This window comes from Vibrio tubiashii (genome assembly GCF_028551255.1).
Taxonomy (GTDB): Bacteria; Pseudomonadota; Gammaproteobacteria; order Enterobacterales; family Vibrionaceae; genus Vibrio; species Vibrio tubiashii_B.
This window is the reverse complement of the sequence record NZ_CP117029.1, coordinates 822,783-840,129: the sequence shown is the minus strand read 5'-3', so window position 1 is coordinate 840,129 and position 17,347 is coordinate 822,783. Positions and strand designations below refer to the sequence as shown.

The 17,347-nt window shown below is 45.7% G+C and carries 16 protein-coding genes and 1 tRNA gene; 11 read left to right on the top strand and 6 right to left on the bottom strand.

What is annotated here, in order from left to right:
- The first annotated feature begins 248 nt into the window (after window positions 1–248).
- A complete protein-coding gene (locus LYZ37_RS03825; protein ID WP_272786564.1) occupies window positions 249–1,112 on the top strand; it encodes a TraB/GumN family protein in 864 nt (287 codons plus the stop codon).
- Window positions 1,113–1,420: 308 nt separating this feature from the next.
- Here the strand turns inward: LYZ37_RS03825 and LYZ37_RS03820 are convergent.
- Window positions 1,421–1,497: transfer RNA gene (locus tag LYZ37_RS03820), tRNA-Pro, on the bottom strand.
- Window positions 1,498–1,856: 359 nt separating this feature from the next.
- Between LYZ37_RS03820 and LYZ37_RS03815 the strand changes: the two genes are divergently transcribed.
- From LYZ37_RS03815 to rluF, 3 genes are all read left to right on the top strand, one after another.
- Window positions 1,857–1,997 carry a DUF3149 domain-containing protein gene (locus tag LYZ37_RS03815; protein WP_004742983.1) on the top strand — a complete coding sequence of 47 codons (141 nt, stop codon included), beginning with the start codon at window positions 1,857–1,859 and terminating at the stop codon, window positions 1,995–1,997.
- 158 nt (window positions 1,998–2,155) lie between these two features.
- Complete coding sequence (gene smrA, locus LYZ37_RS03810; protein ID WP_272786562.1) at window positions 2,156–2,737, top strand: DNA endonuclease SmrA; 582 nt, start codon at window positions 2,156–2,158, stop codon at window positions 2,735–2,737.
- Window positions 2,738–2,831: 94 nt separating this feature from the next.
- Window positions 2,832–3,866 (top strand): 23S rRNA pseudouridine(2604) synthase RluF, encoded by a 1,035-nt coding sequence (gene rluF / locus LYZ37_RS03805; protein WP_272786561.1) that lies wholly within the window; start codon window positions 2,832–2,834, stop codon window positions 3,864–3,866.
- Between the two features lie 260 nt (window positions 3,867–4,126).
- Here rluF and upp read toward each other — a convergent pair whose 3' ends face one another.
- Window positions 4,127–4,753: a uracil phosphoribosyltransferase gene (gene upp, locus LYZ37_RS03800; protein WP_239852044.1), complete on the bottom strand. Its 627-nt coding sequence runs from the start codon at window positions 4,751–4,753 to the stop codon at window positions 4,127–4,129.
- Between the two features lie 178 nt (window positions 4,754–4,931).
- Here upp and purM point away from each other — a divergent pair, with 178 nt between their 5' ends.
- The 5 genes from purM (at window position 4,932) to LYZ37_RS03775 (ending at window position 7,906) form a co-directional block, all read left to right on the top strand.
- A complete protein-coding gene (gene purM, locus LYZ37_RS03795; protein ID WP_272786560.1) occupies window positions 4,932–5,972 on the top strand; it encodes a phosphoribosylformylglycinamidine cyclo-ligase in 1,041 nt (346 codons plus the stop codon).
- A 2-nt stretch (window positions 5,973–5,974) separates the two neighbouring features.
- Window positions 5,975–6,616 (top strand): phosphoribosylglycinamide formyltransferase, encoded by a 642-nt coding sequence (gene purN, locus LYZ37_RS03790; RefSeq protein ID WP_004742989.1) that lies wholly within the window; start codon window positions 5,975–5,977, stop codon window positions 6,614–6,616.
- Window positions 6,617–6,735: 119 nt separating this feature from the next.
- Window positions 6,736–7,389 carry a tellurite resistance TerB family protein gene (locus LYZ37_RS03785; protein WP_272786558.1) on the top strand — a complete coding sequence of 218 codons (654 nt, stop codon included), beginning with the start codon at window positions 6,736–6,738 and terminating at the stop codon, window positions 7,387–7,389.
- A 119-nt stretch (window positions 7,390–7,508) separates the two neighbouring features.
- Window positions 7,509–7,715 carry a YaeP family protein gene (locus LYZ37_RS03780; protein WP_039478024.1) on the top strand — a complete coding sequence of 69 codons (207 nt, stop codon included), beginning with the start codon at window positions 7,509–7,511 and terminating at the stop codon, window positions 7,713–7,715.
- Window positions 7,715–7,906 carry a DUF4250 domain-containing protein gene (locus LYZ37_RS03775; RefSeq protein WP_171322356.1) on the top strand — a complete coding sequence of 64 codons (192 nt, stop codon included), beginning with the start codon at window positions 7,715–7,717 and terminating at the stop codon, window positions 7,904–7,906. Before LYZ37_RS03780 ends, LYZ37_RS03775 begins: the two co-directional genes overlap by 1 nt.
- Window positions 7,907–7,969: 63 nt before the next feature.
- Here LYZ37_RS03775 and LYZ37_RS03770 read toward each other — a convergent pair whose 3' ends face one another.
- Both LYZ37_RS03770 and purL read right to left on the bottom strand, forming a co-directional pair.
- Window positions 7,970–8,320, bottom strand: a complete 351-nt coding sequence (locus LYZ37_RS03770; protein WP_239826348.1) for a DUF3622 domain-containing protein — start codon at window positions 8,318–8,320, stop codon at window positions 7,970–7,972.
- Window positions 8,321–8,770: 450 nt separating this feature from the next.
- A complete protein-coding gene (purL, locus tag LYZ37_RS03765) occupies window positions 8,771–12,667 on the bottom strand; it encodes a phosphoribosylformylglycinamidine synthase (RefSeq protein WP_272786555.1) in 3,897 nt (1,298 codons plus the stop codon).
- Between the two features lie 315 nt (window positions 12,668–12,982).
- Between purL and mltF the strand changes: the two genes are divergently transcribed.
- Both mltF and LYZ37_RS03755 read left to right on the top strand, forming a co-directional pair.
- On the top strand, window positions 12,983–14,515 hold the full coding sequence (gene mltF, locus LYZ37_RS03760) for a membrane-bound lytic murein transglycosylase MltF (protein ID WP_272786554.1): 1,533 nt from the start codon (window positions 12,983–12,985) through the stop codon (window positions 14,513–14,515).
- 207 nt (window positions 14,516–14,722) lie between these two features.
- On the top strand, window positions 14,723–14,857 hold the full coding sequence (locus LYZ37_RS03755; protein ID WP_272786552.1) for a hypothetical protein: 135 nt from the start codon (window positions 14,723–14,725) through the stop codon (window positions 14,855–14,857).
- Between the two features lie 43 nt (window positions 14,858–14,900).
- On the opposite strand, the gene tadA is transcribed toward LYZ37_RS03755, so the two are convergent.
- Both tadA and LYZ37_RS03745 read right to left on the bottom strand, forming a co-directional pair.
- A complete protein-coding gene (gene tadA / locus LYZ37_RS03750; RefSeq protein WP_420794625.1) occupies window positions 14,901–15,452 on the bottom strand; it encodes a tRNA adenosine(34) deaminase TadA in 552 nt (183 codons plus the stop codon).
- 93 nt (window positions 15,453–15,545) lie between these two features.
- Window positions 15,546–17,102 carry an AbgT family transporter gene (locus tag LYZ37_RS03745; RefSeq protein ID WP_272786551.1) on the bottom strand — a complete coding sequence of 519 codons (1,557 nt, stop codon included), beginning with the start codon at window positions 17,100–17,102 and terminating at the stop codon, window positions 15,546–15,548.
- Window positions 17,103–17,347: the final 245 nt, after the last annotated feature.

Here is a 17,347-nt window from a genome sequence, read left to right as displayed (position 1 = left end):
AAACATGAACTTATCCAACTCGTCAATTTCGACGTAGTTAATTTGACGAGATTACTGAGAACCAAATCACAGCTTTCGGGTGCAAAACACAATTTAAAGTGAAGAAAGATCACAACACGGCATTTGTTATCGTAATATCTAAAGATGACTTGAATACGAAAACGTGATTTTGTACTCACTTTTTCCTCGTCAAACTCCGTTGAAATAACGGATTTCAACAATTTTTCCGCATCGGTAAGGATCCATTAATGCGTAAATTACTTCTCTTACTATTGGTGTTATCAGCAAGCATCCAAGCCGAGCCTCTGATCTGGAACATTGAAAAAGGTGGACTGAAATACACAGTTATGGGCTCAGTTCATGTTGGCGATAAAAGTATGTACCCCTTACCTGAAATTGTCTTCAAGCGACTTAAGACAAGCCAAGGCTTAATCGTTGAAACCGATATTCGCCAAAACAATGGTATCAAGTATCCACCAACAACACTGGTATCCAAGGATGTACTGTCAAAGGAGCAACAAAACGAGCTCATTGGTATATCTAATTTGTTAGAGCTCAACGCAAATGAACTGTTACACACTCCGCCATGGGCTACCGCTCTCGCCATTCAGATGAGACAAATTGAATACCTTGGCTACTCTGCCGCAGATGGGGTAGATGTTAGGCTCGCTTACAAAGCTAACTTATGGGAAAAACCGGTGCTCAGCTTAGAGTCACTACAGTTTCAAATAGACTTACTCACTGGGCAGAAAGAATCTGGCAAAGAGCTATTGATCAGCGCTATCGAGGAGTTCGATCATTCTGAGGATGCGACACATTGCTTAATAGAAAGCTGGAAAGCGGGTGATATGAGTAAACTGGAAGAGTTTGCCTCACTAACACAAATGTCTGCGGATTTTGAAAAATCATTTCTCATCGACCGCAATCTTGATTGGGCAGAAAAGCTTTCCAACCCCAAATGGCTGCCTAAAGCCAAAGGGTCATACGTCATCGTCGTTGGAACCCTACATTTAATCGGTGAGCAAAGCGTGTTGCAGCTATTGAAAGATGAAGGTTTTAAGGTGACCCAGCTTTCGAAGAGCAAAGCTTCAAATTGTGAGTTTAAGTATTGAGAAGCGGGATAGGGATTTAGGATGCGGGATTAGGGAACGGACTGCGTCCTATGGATAACTGGATAACTGGATAACTGGATAACTGGATAACTGGATAACTGGATAACTGGATAACTGGATAACTGGATAACTAAATTTGCTCCACTTTATTCCGGAGTCAAATCTAGCTTTCTAGCAGGGAGCAGCACGATCCCATTTACCAAAAGCGCAGCGTTCCTTAGGACGCAGTCCGTTCCCGCTTTCCATAGGGCGTAGCCCGTTCCTAAACGCAAAAAGCCGTAGCATTTCTGCTACGGCTTTTCTAAAGGTGGTCGGTGAAGAGGGATTCGAACCCCCGACCCTCTGGTCCCAAACCAGATGCGCTACCAAGCTGCGCTATTCACCGAAATGTTGACTTGGAAACTTGCGTTACTAGAGGGTCACCCTCTGGTCTGCTATTCCAAAACCCCGAGATGCGTTATCAAGCACGCTATTCACCGAGATGTTTATTCGAGCTCATTGCCCGTCAACGAAGGCGTATATTACGGATTCTGATTTCTAACGCAAGCCATTTTGAGTAACTTTTTCAATTTTATTGTTCGTTTGTATAAAACATCATCTAACACGAATAAAGTGTGAGCAAAAACACATCAACAAGAACAAATCCGCAACCTAATAACAACAATTGATCCAGATCAGTGTTGCATATTTAACCACAGTTTACCTTAACCCTTGTCATCACACTTTGTCTCCATGGAGGAATTTATGGACTTTTGGCTTGATCTCCTATTTGGTAATGCGGTAGGTCTATCTTCAATGATTGTCATCTTTGGCGCCTTCGGTCTAATGCTGTTCTACGGCGGTTACTTCATCTACAAAGTGATGAACGACAAATCTCCTCACTAGAATCGCTTAGCCCTATTCATAGAATAGACATTCGCTATGCACCGAAGTAGATACCTTGTCTGCTTCGGTTTTTTATTTCTCATCTAGCAAACTCTTGATCCCCCCCTTACCTTCACAGGTATAATGTTGATATTGATTTCCTACTCTGAGATGTAGCTATGTCTCAAGATGACGACTTAAGCCTATTCCAACAAATGATGGGCGATGTAAAACCTCTTCAGCAAGATACGACCGAACATAAAAAACAACATCAGGTAACCGATGCACAACTTGCCAAGCGTGAGGCAGCTATTTGGTTAACAGAAGACGACCCTGAATATCTGTCCATCGATCATGCTGAGATGATAAAGCCTGACGATATTATCGAGTTCAAACGTGATGGCGTCCAAGACGGTGTGTACAAGAAGCTACGTCTTGCTAAATACCCAATACAAGCAAGACTCGATTTACACAAGCGCACGCTCGAACAAGCACGCGATGAAGTGGTTAAGTTCTTAAAGCAATGTATGCGGATGGATATTCGTACCGTAGTCATTGTTCATGGCAAAGGTGAACGTTCAAACCCACCAGCACTGATGAAGAGTTTTGTCGCTCAATGGCTGATGCAAATTAAAGAGGTGCAATGTGTTCACAGTGCTCAGCGCTTTCATGGTGGCACCGGTGCCGTGTACGTCTTACTGCGAAAAAGCGCCGAGAAAAAAATCGAAACTCGTGAACGCCACCAAAAACGACTGGGTTAACGCGTAGCACAGTGCTAGAATGCGCGCCCTCTATGTGCTGATTTATTGGTCAGCACACCTTTAAACCGCCGTTGTGAAACGTTAGGAGAACAACATGTCACAAGATAACGCTAAACGCCTCAATAAGTTTATCAGCGAAACAGGTTTTTGCTCACGCCGTGAAGCTGACCGCCTCATCGAGCAAGGCCGTGTCACCATTAATGGTAAAGTACCTGAAATGGGTACCAAGGTTCAGCTAGGTGATGACGTCCGAGTTGATGATAAGCCAATCGCGGCTGCCACTGACAAACCTGTTTACATCGCACTCAATAAGCCGACGGGTATTACCTGTACCACAGAGCGTGATATTCCGGGTAATATCGTTGACTTCATTGGCCACAAGAAACGTATTTTCCCTATTGGCCGCTTAGACAAACCTTCAGACGGTTTGATCTTCTTAACCAACGATGGCGATATCGTAAACAAGATTCTTCGCGCCGGTAATAACCACGAAAAAGAGTACGTGGTTCGCGTAGATAAGCCAATCACTGAAGAGTTTATTAAGCAGATGTCTTCAGGGGTGAATATCCTCGATACCATCACTCTTCCTTGTACTGTGACTAAAGAGACTAAATTCTCGTTCCGCATTGTGCTTACTCAAGGTCTCAACCGCCAAATCCGTCGTATGTGTGAAGCATTAGGCTATGAAGTCTTCAAGCTTCGCCGTGTACGCATTATGAACATCTCGCTTGATGGGATTCCTAATGGACAATGGCGTTACCTAACAGATGCGGAAGTAGCCGAGATTCTGGCAATGTGTGAAGACTCTAGCGGCACTGAAGAGGCATCTAAAGTAGATAGCAAGGGTAAACGCATTCGCAAAGCGACTGATGCCAAGCTGTTTGATAGCCGCGAAGAGAACCAAGACTCTAAAGCACGTCGCAATCAGAAGAATCGTACTTTTAAAGGCCGTAACGCCGATGAGTTCCGCCATGCACCAAACTCGAAGAAAGGCCGCAATAGTGGTAACAACTCAAGCGACTCAAAAGCCAAGCCAAATAAAGGTAAGACTTTCTATAAGCCTGCCAGTGACAAATCACAGCGCCCTGCCAAACCACGCTCTGGCGGTACTTTGAGTTTGAAGAAATAGCGAGAAGCGAGAAATATTGAAGGGTTGGCACACTGTGCAACCCTTTTCTTTTATATCCAGACAATTAGATCCTAAGAAAAATATCACTGCCTGCAATTTTCGACTCACTTACCACGAACATATCTCGAAGGGCGAAGCCCGTTCTAGACTCCCGCGGGCACAGCCCAATCTCGCAGCGGAGCGCTCTCAAGGACGAAGTCCGCTCTTAGACAAAAAAGGAGCCAATCGGCTCCTCTTGTCATTCACTTAGCGTCTTCAGCTTATACTGTACCGAAGATCTTATCGCCTGCGTCGCCAAGACCAGGAACGATGTAGCCTTTGTCGTTTAGCTTCTCATCGATAGCAGCGGTGAATAGCTCAACATCTGGGTGTGCTTTTTCAAGTGCTTCAATACCTTCAGGTGCAGCAACAAGCACAAGAACTTTAATAGCCTTACAGCCTTTCTCTTTAAGCAGATCGATTGTTGCGATCATTGAACCGCCAGTCGCTAGCATTGGGTCAACAACAAGCGCAATACGCTCATCCATGTTTGATGCTAGCTTGTTGAAGTAAGGAACAGGTTCTAGTGTTTCTTCATCACGGTAGATACCAACAACACTGATACGTGCACTTGGCATATGCTCAAGAACGCCGTCCATCATACCAAGACCTGCACGCAGGATTGGCACAACTGTTACCTTCTTACCTTTAATTTGGTCAACTTCAACTGGACCATTCCAACCTTCAATGGTTACTTTTTCTGTTTCAAAGTCTGCAGTCGCTTCGTAAGTAAGCAGGCTACCAACTTCTGTAGCTAGCTCGCGAAAGCGCTTAGTGCTGATGTCACCTTCTCTCATTAGACCAAGTTTGTGCTTAACAAGAGGGTGTTTTACTTCAACAACTTTCATTTCCATCTCCGGCTTATGTGATGATTTTTAAACAAACCTTCAGATTATAAACGATTTCGTTCTCAATTTCTTGTTCTATGACAAAAGAAAAAACTTGCGCAAACGTTTGCTATCTATGTTTATCCACTGGTAGAATAGCGCCGTTTTCATATCCAACTTTAAACCAGAGGACTTCCCTGTGAGTGCTGATAACACTTCTCTTAGCTACAAAGACGCTGGCGTTGACATCGATGCAGGCAATGCGCTTGTTGACCGTATTAAAGGTGCTGTAAAACGCACACGTCGCCCAGAGGTAATGGGTGGTATTGGTGGTTTTGGCGCACTATGCGAACTGCCAACTAAATACAAGCAGCCAGTTCTTGTTTCAGGTACAGACGGCGTTGGTACTAAACTGCGCTTAGCTCTGGATATGAAAAAGCACGACACTATTGGTGTTGATCTTGTTGCCATGTGTGTAAACGATCTAATCGTACAAGGCGCTGAGCCATTGTTCTTCTTAGATTACTACGCAACAGGCAAACTCGATGTCGATACGGCTGCTGACGTAGTATCTGGTATCGCAGACGGCTGTGTACAAGCAGGCTGTGCGCTAATCGGTGGTGAAACGGCTGAAATGCCAGGTATGTACGAAGGCGAAGACTACGACGTTGCTGGCTTCTGTGTTGGTGTTGTTGAAAAAGAAGACGTTATCGACGGCACTAAAGTTGCCGCTGGTGATGCACTTATCGCTGTAGGTTCAAGCGGGCCACACTCAAACGGTTACTCGTTGATCCGTAAAATTCTTGAAGTATCTGGCGCAGACAAAAACGAAGAACTAGCAGGCCGCACTATTGGTGAGCACCTACTAGAACCAACAAAAATTTACATCAAATCAGCACTTAAGATGATTGAGAAGCACGATATCCATGCAATCTCTCACATCACAGGTGGTGGTTTCTGGGAAAACATCCCACGCGTTCTTCCACAAGGCACTAAAGCCGTTGTTGATGGGAACAGCTGGGAATGGCCTGTTATCTTCAAATGGCTACAAGAAAAAGGCAACGTAACCACTCACGAAATGTACCGCACATTTAACTGTGGTGTTGGCCTTGTTATTGCTCTACCAAAAGATCAAGCAGATGCTGCTGTTAAGCTTCTTCAGGACGAAGGTGAGAATGCATGGGCAATTGGCGAAATCGCAAACGCTGAAGCAGGCGAAGAACAAGTAGAGATCAAATAAGCATGAAGAGTATTGTTGTTTTAGTTTCAGGAAATGGCTCCAACTTACAGGCGATTATTGACGCATGTAACACCCAAATTACAGGTGGCCGAGTCACTGCCGTATTCTCTAACAAAGCAGGCGTCTATGCTTTAGAACGAGCAGAAAAAGCAGGTTCAGCAGCACATTTCCTTGATCCTAAAGCATTCGATACTCGTGATGCCTTTGACCATGAGTTGATGAAGCAGATCGATGAGTATCAACCTGATGTCATCGTGCTTGCGGGTTACATGCGTATCTTAAGTGGCGAATTCGTTCGTCACTATATGGGACGCATGATTAACATCCACCCTTCTCTATTGCCTAAATACCCTGGATTGAACACTTACCAACGTGCTATCCATGCTGGTGATGAAGAACACGGTACTAGCGTTCACTTTGTGACAGAGCAACTCGATGGTGGTCCTGTGATTCTGCAAGCGAAAGTGCCGATTTTTGACGAAGATACCGTCGAGACACTGACTGAACGTGTTCAAACTCAAGAACACCGTATTTATCCTATGGTGGTAAAATGGTTAGTGGAAGAGCGCTTGGTAATGAAAGATGAAAAAGAAGCCTACCTCGATGGTAAGCTGCTTGGAATCCACGGTCACGCAGAAGACTAATACACTGCTAAACCCAATCAAATACAAAGACGAGCTCATGCTCGTCTTTTTTGTTTACGACTGTTAATCCTCCATTCATCTTCGCTACCTTATCCTGACAAAAATGACGGAGGTAACGTATGGATCTTAAAAGCTTACTCAATCAAGCCCTTAGCTCAGACATTGTCCAAAAAGGGCAACAGCAGCTTAAGCAGCAATCCAATTCAAACACTCTAAAGTCTTTAGGTGCAGGAGCCGTAGGTGGTGGCTTAGTGAGCCTATTAATGGGTTCGAAGAAGAGTAAAAAGATGGGCAAAAAAGTCGGCAAAAACGCGCTAAAGATTGGTGGCGTCGCTGCGCTTGGCGCTTTAGCTTACAAAGTCTACAACGACTATCAAGGCAAGCAGTCTACTTCATCTCCACAAGAAACCTTTAATTCAAATGACAATATCCATGACGAGTTGATCATCAAAGCAATGATTGCCGCCGCAAAAGCTGATGGCCACGTCGATAATGAAGAAATGGAACGTATTGAATCAACTCTTACTCAAGCAGGGGCCAATACCCAACTTCAGCAATTGATTCACAGTGAGCTCAACAAGCCACTCGACCCAAGCGAAATTGCAAGGCTTGCTCAATCACCACAGCAGGCCTCAGAGGTGTATCTTGCCTCTTTGATTGTGGTTGATGAGCAGAACTTTATGGAAAAGGCTTACCTTCAAGAGCTAGCAAAGCAACTCCAGCTCGCCCCAGAGGTCACCTTCCAGCTAGAGCAACAACTGCAAACTGATTAATTTTGCTTAGGTTTTGAACACGTCGTCATACGCTTTGCGTTAGGACAAGCTTACACTTTGAGTTTCACAATTTGAGTGTGTATATTTGAGAGCAGTTATCATTTATCGGAGTATAAGCCATGCAAGTATACGGCTGTTGTGAATTAGTGCGCGAACTGTACGCACAGATTGGAAGCGGCGATCAAGCCTATGTCCCACAAGCTATTTCATGCGCAGTAAGAGCGTTAAACGACATCGCTGCGGATGAGTCTTTGCCTAAAGAGGCTCGTGAAAAAGCGGCATTTGCGGCGGCAAACTTGCTGATCTCAGATTTTGAGGACAAGTAATGAACTTAGCCAACTTTGAAACCATGGACCCTGTCATGCTGATGAGCATCGTCAACATGAAGCTACGCGACGACTTCGGCGGTGATTTAGACAAGCTTGTGGCTTTCTTTGACATTGATAAATCAGCGCTAGAAACCAAGTTGGCCTCTGCTGGATTTGATTTCTTACCTGAAGCTGGCCAGTTCCGCTAATCTGTCGTTGATTAGATACAAAAAAACCGCCTCGCTGGCGGTTTTTTATTGAATGACGACTTATTACTCTTCTTCGAAGAAATCATCTTCATCGTCAAGTTCAGCTTGCGCTGCAGCTGCGCGTTTCGCTTCTTCGTAACGTGCTTTCTTCTCAGCGGCTTCTTGAGCTAGTCGCTCTTCACGTTCGATGCGAACTTTACGTGCTTCGCCTTTACGCTCATTACGTTGAGCTTGGTTTTGAATAAAACCTGCTAGCTCTTTTTCAGCCCACTCTTGTGCTGCTGATTCAGTTTCAAAGCCAGTTTCACGTTTTGATACTGACGTTTTACGTGAAGTCACTTGGCGAGTGATCTCTGCACACCAACCGTTACGCTTTTCAGTAACACGAATGGCAAATTTTTTGTTGTTCGACATTTTCATTTCCTAAGGGATTCTAATGGAATATTGAGGGATTTAGCCATCCCTTGGCAAGCGCGGTATTAGAGCGCAAAAAATGGCTGTTTGCCAATAGTTTCTTTAAATGAGGCACTAATAATTTATTGCCCCCCCCTAAGAACGAGGAATGACGTCATCCTCAAGAGTGAGGCACGAGCGAGTTGGGGATCTCACAAAACGAGTAGAAAACTAACAGAGATTCCCTACTCCCTCATTCTTCGGTCTATGGAATGACTTCCTCACATTTCGAGGACGTAGTCAGCTTCCGTAGCGAAGCGATCCATAGGACGAAGTCCGTTCCCGCTATCCATAAGTGCAGCGTTCCATAGGGCGCAGCCCGTTCCCGCTTCACGCTTCTAAACAAAGAAAGCGCTGGCCTCTCAACCAGCGCTTTACTATTTACAGTGTAGAGAACGAATCTCGGCTTAATTAGCCGATGTTCTTACGTGCGTTTTGGAACATACGCATCCAAGCACCGTTCTCGCCCCAACCTTCTGGAGACCAAGAATTCGCCACAGTGCGGAATACACGCTCAGGGTGTGGCATCATGATAGTCACACGGCCATCTTGAGTCGTTAGACCTGTGATTGCGTTTGGTGAACCGTTCGGGTTATTCGGGTATTGCTGCGTTGGGTTACCGTGGTTATCCACGTAACGAACCGCAACCGTACCAGAAGCTTCAATCGCTGCTAGGTGGTCAGCATCACGCACTTCTACGCGGCCTTCACCGTGAGACACTGCGATTGGCATACGAGAACCTGCCATGCCGTCGAAGAACACAGAATCAGATTTCTGAACTTCAACTAGGCTGAAGCGAGCTTCAAAACGCTCAGATTCGTTACGAACGAATCGTGGCCATAGTTCTGCACCTGGAATTAGCTCTTTCAGGTTCGATAGCATCTGACAGCCGTTACACACACCTAGAGAGAAAGTATCTTCACGCTGGAAGAAGCCTTGGAACTGATTACGAGCTTGCTCGTTGAACAAGATAGATTTAGCCCAACCTTCACCCGCACCTAGTACGTCACCGTAAGAGAAACCACCACAAGCCACTAGGCCTTGGTACTCTTCTAGAACCGCTTGACCTGTTAGGATGTCGCTCATGTGAATATCAGTTGCTTCAAAGCCAGCACGGTCAAATGCCGCCGCCATCTCAACGTGAGAGTTAACACCCTGCTCACGCAGAATTGCCATCTTAGGCTTAGCACCTTTCGCAATGTAAGGTGCTGCTATGTCTTCGTTCACATCGAAGCTTAGCTTAACGTTCAAACCTGGGTCAGAGTTGTCTTTCTTCGCTTCATGCTCTTGGTCAGCACATGCTGGGTTGTCACGTAGACCTTGCATCTTGTGCGTTGTCTCCGCCCAGATAGTGCGTAGTTCAGTGCGGTTACGCTCTAGAACCACTGTCTCACCAGAAGTAATCACTAGCTCATCAGACGCTTCGACAGAGCCGATTACGTGTGAACACGCTTCTAGGCCATTTGCTGCAAGCGTTGAAAGTACAGCGTCTAAATCTTCGTTCTTAACCTGAAGTACCGCACCTAGCTCTTCGTTAAATAGCGCAGCTAGAGCATCTTCACCTAGGTCAGCAATGTCAGCTTTCACACCACAGTGACCTGCAAATGCCATCTCAGCTAAAGTAACGAATAGACCGCCATCACCCTTATCGTGGTATGCCACTACTTGATCGTTCGCAACTAGAGTCTGAACGCCTTCGTAGAAACCTTTTAGCTGCGCTGCGTTGTCTACGTCTGCTGGCTTATCACCAAGCTGCTTGTAAACCTGCGCCAGTGCTGTTGCACCTAGACGGTTTTGACCGTTACCTAGGTCGATTAGTACAAGGCTAGTATCGCCTTTGTCTGTACGAAGCTGTGGTGTGATTGTCTTACGTACATCTTCAACACGTGCAAACGCAGTGATGATTAGAGATAGCGGAGACGTAACTTCTTTCTGCTCGCCGTTCTCTTCCCACTTGGTCTTCATCGACATTGAGTCTTTACCCACAGGGATTGTTAGACCAAGTGCTGGACATAGCTCTTCACCTACGGCTTTCACCGCTTCGTAAAGACCGGCATCTTCACCAGGGTGACCAGCTGGAGACATCCAGTTCGCAGACAGTTTAATGTGTTTGATATCACCGATGTTTGTTGCTGCGATGTTCGTGATTGCTTCACCAACAGCTAGACGAGCTGAAGCACCGAAGTCCAGTAGAGCAACTGGCGTACGCTCACCCATCGACATCGCTTCACCGTGGTAAGTGTCGTAGCTTGCTGCTGTTACTGCGCAGTTTGCTACTGGCACCTGCCATGGACCAACCATTTGGTCACGCGCCACTAGACCAGTCACCGTGCGGTCACCGATAGTGATAAGGAATGTTTTCTCTGCAACCGTTGGTAGACGTAGAACGCGCTCTGCTGCTTCATTTAACTCAATGCCGTCACGGTTAACTGCAGGGTTATTCGCTTTTAGCGTCTTCGCATCACGGTGCATCTTAGGCGTCTTGCCTAGAAGTACATCCATTGGCATGTCGATTGGCGTATTGTCGAAGTGTGAATCTTCAAGTTTCAGTTCACGCTCTTCCGTTGCCACACCGACTACAGCGTATGGTGCGCGTTCACGCTTACAGATCGCATCGAATACTTCCATATTCTCTGGCGCGACTGCCATTACGTAGCGCTCTTGAGATTCATTACACCAGATCTCAAGTGGACTCATGCCTGGTTCGTCGTTTGGTACATCACGCAGTTGGAAGATACCACCACGCTCGCCATCATCAACAAGCTCTGGAAGTGCGTTAGAGATACCGCCCGCGCCCACATCGTGGATGAATGCGATTGGGTTCTCTTCACCAAGCTGCCAACAACGGTCGATCACTTCCTGACAGCGGCGCTCCATCTCTGGGTTTTCACGCTGTACTGAAGCAAAATCTAAATCTTCTGCTGATTGACCAGACGCCATTGAAGACGCTGCACCGCCACCAAGACCGATGTTCATTGCAGGACCACCAAGAACGATTAGGCTTGCACCGACTGGGATCTCTTTCTTCTGCACGTGCTCGTCACGGATGTTACCCATACCTCCAGCAATCATGATTGGCTTGTGGTAACCACGAACCTCTTCGCCAGCGTGAGAGTTCACTTTTTCTTCGTAAGTACGGAAGTAACCAAGTAGATTTGGACGACCAAATTCGTTGTTGAACGCCGCGCCACCAAGTGGGCCTTCTAGCATAATATCTAGTGCGTTAACGATGCGACCTGGCTTACCGAAGTCTGTTTCCCATGGCTGTTCAAAACCTGGAATACGTAAGTTAGACGTTGTGAAACCAACTAGACCAGCTTTTGGCTTACCACCAATACCTGTCGCGCCTTCGTCGCGGATTTCACCACCAGAACCTGTTGAAGCGCCCGGCCAAGGAGAGATAGCCGTTGGGTGGTTATGCGTTTCCACCTTCATTAGGATATGTGCTTTCTCTTGGTTGTAACCGTACTGGCGAGTTTCTGGGTTCGGGAAGAAACGACCTACATCAGAACCCACCATTACCGCTGCGTTATCTTTGTAAGCAGACAGCACGTTTTCTGGTGTGGTTTCAAATGTGTTTTTGATCATCTTGAACAGAGACTTCTCTTGCTTAACGCCGTCGATAGTCCAGTCTGCGTTGAAGATCTTGTGACGACAGTGCTCCGAGTTCGCCTGTGCAAACATCATCAGCTCGATGTCTGTTGGGTTACGATCTAGCTTGTTGACGAACGCGTCGTAAAGGTATTCGATTTCGTCATCAGCAAGTGCAAGGCCTAGGGTAACGTTTGCGTTTTCAAGCGCGGCGCGGCCGCCTTTAAGTAGGTCAACATCCGCCACTGGTGCTGGCTCTGCCACTTGGAAAAGTGCTTGTGCAGATTCAAAATCAGTGAAAACCACTTCCATCATGCGGTCGTGAAGAATTGCTTTAAGCTCGACTAATTGAAGCTCTGTCAGTTCAGCAGACGTTTCAATGTAATAAGCCGTACCACGCTCTAGACGAACCACTTTATCTAGACCACAGTTATTAGCAATGTCAGTCGATTTTGAAGACCAAGGCGAGATAGTGCCAGGACGAGGAGTAGCAAGCAGAAGAAGACCTTCTGGCTCGTGCTCTTCAATTGTTGGACCGTAAGTCAGTAGTTTTTCTAGTTTCTCAACTTCAGACGCATCTAAGTCTGTCGTTAGATCAGCAAAGTGTGCAAACTCAGCGTAAATACCTGTTACAGGTAGGCCTAGTTCACGACAAAGCTCTAGAAGCTTGTTAACACGAAATTCAGATAGAGCTGGGGAGCCACGAAAAATTCTCATGCGCTTAGGTCTCTTATGCAATTGATTAAGGTGATATTGGAATAAATTCAGTGGGTTACTGTATTTCCTTCGAAGCTATTCCCGAAGGTTTTTCAAACCTATGCCGATTCCACCTCTTTGATGCGAGCGCATTATATAGCAATTGTTTTTGTGATGTAACACCAAAAGCAACCGTTTGCGTCATTTTTTTTGTCAATTTTGAAATACAGCAAGATTGAGAATTTAAGAACTCTTATCTCGCCGAATCACTGATTGGCTTGCCTTGTTATGACACTTTGATATAAATGCCGTACTGGATGTATGAGATCGTCGTTAATGAAGAAGTATTATATAAGTCACTTTAAGTCACTGAGCCTAGTTATGTTTGCAGCTTTGCTGCTCTCTGGCTGCCAAATAGAATCTGAACCTAAAAGTGAACTCGACTTAATTAAAGAGCGTGGCGTCCTGCGCGTGGGCACACTCAATAATCAACTATCGTATTACATTGGCCCAGACGGCCCAGCGGGTCTTGACTATGAATTGGCGCGCGAGTTTGCCAACGAGTTGGGCGTTCAACTTGAAATGAAGCCTGCTTATCGTATCTCTAGCCTTTACCCTGCCCTAGAAAAAGGAGAGATCGACATCATTGCCGCCGGGCTTAGCCAATCTCCAGAAAGGCTTAAAAACTTCCGTCCCGGCCCTGCTTACTATTATGTAAGCCAACAAGTGGTCTACAAAAAAGGTAATTGGCGTCCAAGAAACTTAAAGCAGTTACTGGCAAAACAAGCAGAATTGATTGAGAAAAATGAAGGGAAAGACGTTCTGAGTATTGTTGGAGATTCTCACTTCAATAAAACCCTGACCGACATTCAGGCTCAGCATCCAGATTTTTCTTACTATATCGACCCAAATGCTGACGTTAACGATCTGCTTAAAGCCGTCTCTCAAGGGGAACTTAGATTCACGGTCGCGGATTCGGTCGAGGTTTCATTATCACAGCGTATCTACCCAGACATTGCGTTAGCATTCGAACTGACAGAAGACCAACCCATCTCATGGTTCTTGCGCCCTTCTCAAGATGAAAGCTTATATGGCTTATTGATTGAGTTTTTCGGTGCAGTTAATCAATCCGGCCACTTAGCTTCTTTAGAAGAGAAATACATTGGCCACATTGGCAGCTTTGATTATGTCGATACCCGTGCCTTCATTCGTGCGCTCGATTCGAAACTACCTAAATGGTCTCCTCTATTTAAGAAATATTCTGACGAGTTTGATTGGCGCTTAGTGGCAGCCTTGGCTTACCAAGAGTCTCACTGGAACCCAGTGGCAAAATCGCCGACTGGTGTACGCGGTATGATGATGCTGACCTTGCCAACGGCAAAAAGTGTTGGAGTGACTAACCGTCTCGATCCTGAGCAATCGGTACGTGGCGGTGTTGAATACCTGCGCAGAATGGTCGATCGTATTCCTGATTCGATTGAAGAGCATGAAAAGATCTGGTTTGCGCTCGCTTCATACAACGTGGGTTATGGGCATATGATGGATGCGAGACGTCTGACTAAACGTCAGGGTGGTAACCCAGATGCGTGGTCAGATGTAAAAGATCGTCTACCACTGCTGCGTCAAAAGAAATACTACAGCCAAACTCGCTATGGTTTTGCCCGCGGTGATGAAGCGCGTAATTACGTTGAAAATATCCGTCGCTATTACCAAAGTATCATTGGTCATGTTGAGCAGCAGACAGCGTCTAGCGACGACGTAAGCATAGATGATCTCACAGTAATCCAAGTGCCCGAAACCGCAATCTCAGACGCCATCCCTATCTCAGCGGCAGAGCCTGTTTCTGCAAGTGAAAGCAGCAACGAATAGTCACTGTTAAGAGCGCAATTTTGTTTAAAGATTGCGCTCTTGAATTCCCTCTCCCTCGCCCACATATAATATCGTGTCGAAGATCACTTGCGAACTTTCTTAAAATCGTAACAATGAGCAGGTATAAGACGTTAACCGTCTGAATATCAGTTACCTTCGATAGCGATCGTGATTGATTTTATTTTAACCACAATAGGAGGTTGTTTTATGCTTAGACGTAAAATGCAGTCAAAACGCCTTAATAAAACCGTTGCCGCAAACCGCCGCAAGCGTATGCTGAGCAACAACAAGAAAAAGGTGATTGCACGTCACCGCGCATTTATGCAGTTAATCGCTGTATAAACCCAGAGAGCAAACATCTTAGCCAAGATGTTTGCTTAAAAACCTACTGCTCCTTCTGCTGCAACTTTCTCGCTTTTTTACGCTGCGCTTTTTGTTCTTTACGACGACGTCTAAAAAATGTCTGTAACTGAATACGGCACTCATCTTCTAGTAAGCCATATTCAACATCCGCATAGTGATAAGCCGCTTGGTGCTCAAATAGATTTAACACACTTCCTGCTGCCCCTGCTTTGAGATCGCGCGCCCCAAATACGATTCGTTTAACTCGACTGTGTAGAAGTGCACCTGCGCACATCGGGCATGGTTCTAAAGTGACGTAAAGCGTCGTGTCCAACAAACGGTAGTTCTGCAAGGCTTGCCCCGCTTTACGTAGGGTCTGCATTTCAGCGTGAGCCGTCGCATCATGCTCACCGATGGATTGATTCCACCCCTCCGCAATCACTTCGCCCTCTTTTACCAGTACAGCGCCAACAGGCACTTCACCTTCAGCTTCTGCTCTTTCGGCCAGCTTAAGTGCCAAGCGCATAAAATGATGATCTAGTTCAGAAAATTGTGGGGCTTCTTGCTCAGTAGACACTATGTTTGCTCGCAGCATTAATTTGGGGGATGGATTATAGCGTTTCAAATCGAGTATAACAAAACGCCCAGCGTTTTAAGCTGGGCGTTGTGAATAGAGAGCTCGGTAAGATTAAAAACCTAACGGCAAACCAAAGGTAAAGAAACCAATCAATACCGCCGACCACAGAGTCAAGAAAGCCACAGAATAAGGCACCATAATGGCAATCACATCACCAAATGTCAGCTCAGGTTTGTACTTACGCATAAAGGCCAGTACCACACCCGCATAGCTCATCATTGGAGTAATGATGTTGGTTGAAGAGTCAGCAACACGGTAAGCCGCGGTGACTAAGTCTGGCGTCATGTTCGGGTTAACCTGATACAGCATAGGAACGAAAATTGGACCAAGCAACATCCACTTTGATGTTAGACCACCAACGAACAAGTTAATCACAGCAGTAGTTAGAATAAAGCCAAGTAGCATTAACGCAGGGAACTGTTGCAGACCTAGCGACTGTAAGAAAGTCGCGCCTAGGTAAGTCACGTAAGTGCCTAAACCTGAGTAGCTAAGTAGCGCCAAGAAGTTGTAACAGAAGAAGGTCAGTACTAACACATAACCCATGGTGTTCATCTGCTTCACCATAGCACTTACTACATCTTGCAGCTTCTTGAACTTGCCTGTTGCCACACCAAAACAAAGACCAACAACCGCAAACACTAAAGAGATAAGAAGGATGATGTTATCTAGGTAAGGGGTTACCTCTTTTCCTGCGTCATTGGTGTAAGTCGCTAATGGGCCAATCGCCAAGCCATAGATCGCTGCTAAAGTCGCTACTAGGCCAACACCAGCCCAACGCAGACCTTTTTGCTCTTGCTTGGTAAGTTCGAACTCATCAAAGTTCACTTCCTCAGGCAGTTGATAAGACATCTTTTCCAGACGAGGAGTGATAAAGCGCTTGGTCACCCACGCACCAACCACAGCAAGCAGGAAGGTTGATACCAAAACGAAGAAGTAGTGCATGGTAGCAGGGTTAAGTTCTTCACCGTTACGACCAACGAACGGGATGTTTTGAGATTCAGCAAAGATCTTAGCATTCACGCCTAAAACAACATCAACGGGTGTCGCTGGCAGCAAGTTAGCACTAAAGCCTGCTGATACACCCGCAAATGCCGCTGCCATACCGATCAATGGGTTTTTGCCTAGTCCTGCATAAAGAAGACCCGCAAGAGGAATCAGTACTAAGTAACCCGCATCCGCCGCAATAGAACTCATGATACCAAGGAAGACAACCAACAATGGAAGTAAGCGGTCACTAATCTTTAGACCTACTTTCTTGATGACTGCGGTTAAAAGTCCAGAGTTTTCCGCAATGCCAACACCTAGCATTACAATCAAGATAACGCCAAGTACGCCATGACCAAACGCTAACCAGTTTTGCAATAGTGCGTTCTCAAACATCCAACGGAAGTTTTCCGCCGCTAACATGTTCTTAATCGAGAACTGAACGGCTTCCCCGCCCTTGCCCATGGTTTCAAAGCTCACGCCATCCATCAATCCGGTAACAACCAGAGAAAACGCAAACAAGAACATAAAAATAATGACCGGATCTGGGATTTTCTTACCCGCTCTTTCGATGAACCCGATAACCCCTGAAGGCTTTGCTTCAGACGCTGCAATTTCACTCATAAATGACATCCTAAACTTTTAACTGAGTCACATTTAATAAATTGGTCGGGCACATTATCAAACAGAATATAGGGTGTAAAACCACGCTTAGAAGTGTGAGCAAAATAAAAAACCATAGTGAATGCTTATCACAAGACAATAGGCCAATAGGCCTAATGCAGATCTACCATTAATGTTACCCCAAAGCACTTAGATAGAATTAACAACCAATAAAAATTAATTTTTACATTTCAAAAAACCAGGAA

Coding starts and splice junctions, on each gene's coding strand:
- LYZ37_RS03825 (WP_272786564.1), top strand. CDS start 249: ATGCGTAAATTACTTCTCTTACTATTGGTGTTATCAGCAAGCATCCAA.
- LYZ37_RS03815 (WP_004742983.1), top strand. CDS start 1,857: ATGGACTTTTGGCTTGATCTCCTATTTGGTAATGCGGTAGGTCTATCT.
- smrA (WP_272786562.1), top strand. CDS start 2,156: ATGTCTCAAGATGACGACTTAAGCCTATTCCAACAAATGATGGGCGAT.
- rluF (WP_272786561.1), top strand. CDS start 2,832: ATGTCACAAGATAACGCTAAACGCCTCAATAAGTTTATCAGCGAAACA.
- upp (WP_239852044.1), bottom strand. CDS start 4,753: ATGAAAGTTGTTGAAGTAAAACACCCTCTTGTTAAGCACAAACTTGGT.
- purN (WP_004742989.1), top strand. CDS start 5,975: ATGAAGAGTATTGTTGTTTTAGTTTCAGGAAATGGCTCCAACTTACAG.
- LYZ37_RS03785 (WP_272786558.1), top strand. CDS start 6,736: ATGGATCTTAAAAGCTTACTCAATCAAGCCCTTAGCTCAGACATTGTC.
- LYZ37_RS03780 (WP_039478024.1), top strand. CDS start 7,509: ATGCAAGTATACGGCTGTTGTGAATTAGTGCGCGAACTGTACGCACAG.
- LYZ37_RS03775 (WP_171322356.1), top strand. CDS start 7,715: ATGAACTTAGCCAACTTTGAAACCATGGACCCTGTCATGCTGATGAGC.
- LYZ37_RS03770 (WP_239826348.1), bottom strand. CDS start 8,320: ATGTCGAACAACAAAAAATTTGCCATTCGTGTTACTGAAAAGCGTAAC.
- purL (WP_272786555.1), bottom strand. CDS start 12,667: ATGAGAATTTTTCGTGGCTCCCCAGCTCTATCTGAATTTCGTGTTAAC.
- mltF (WP_272786554.1), top strand. CDS start 12,983: ATGAAGAAGTATTATATAAGTCACTTTAAGTCACTGAGCCTAGTTATG.
- LYZ37_RS03755 (WP_272786552.1), top strand. CDS start 14,723: ATGCTTAGACGTAAAATGCAGTCAAAACGCCTTAATAAAACCGTTGCC.
- tadA (WP_420794625.1), bottom strand. CDS start 15,452: ATGCTGCGAGCAAACATAGTGTCTACTGAGCAAGAAGCCCCACAATTT.
- LYZ37_RS03745 (WP_272786551.1), bottom strand. CDS start 17,102: ATGAGTGAAATTGCAGCGTCTGAAGCAAAGCCTTCAGGGGTTATCGGG.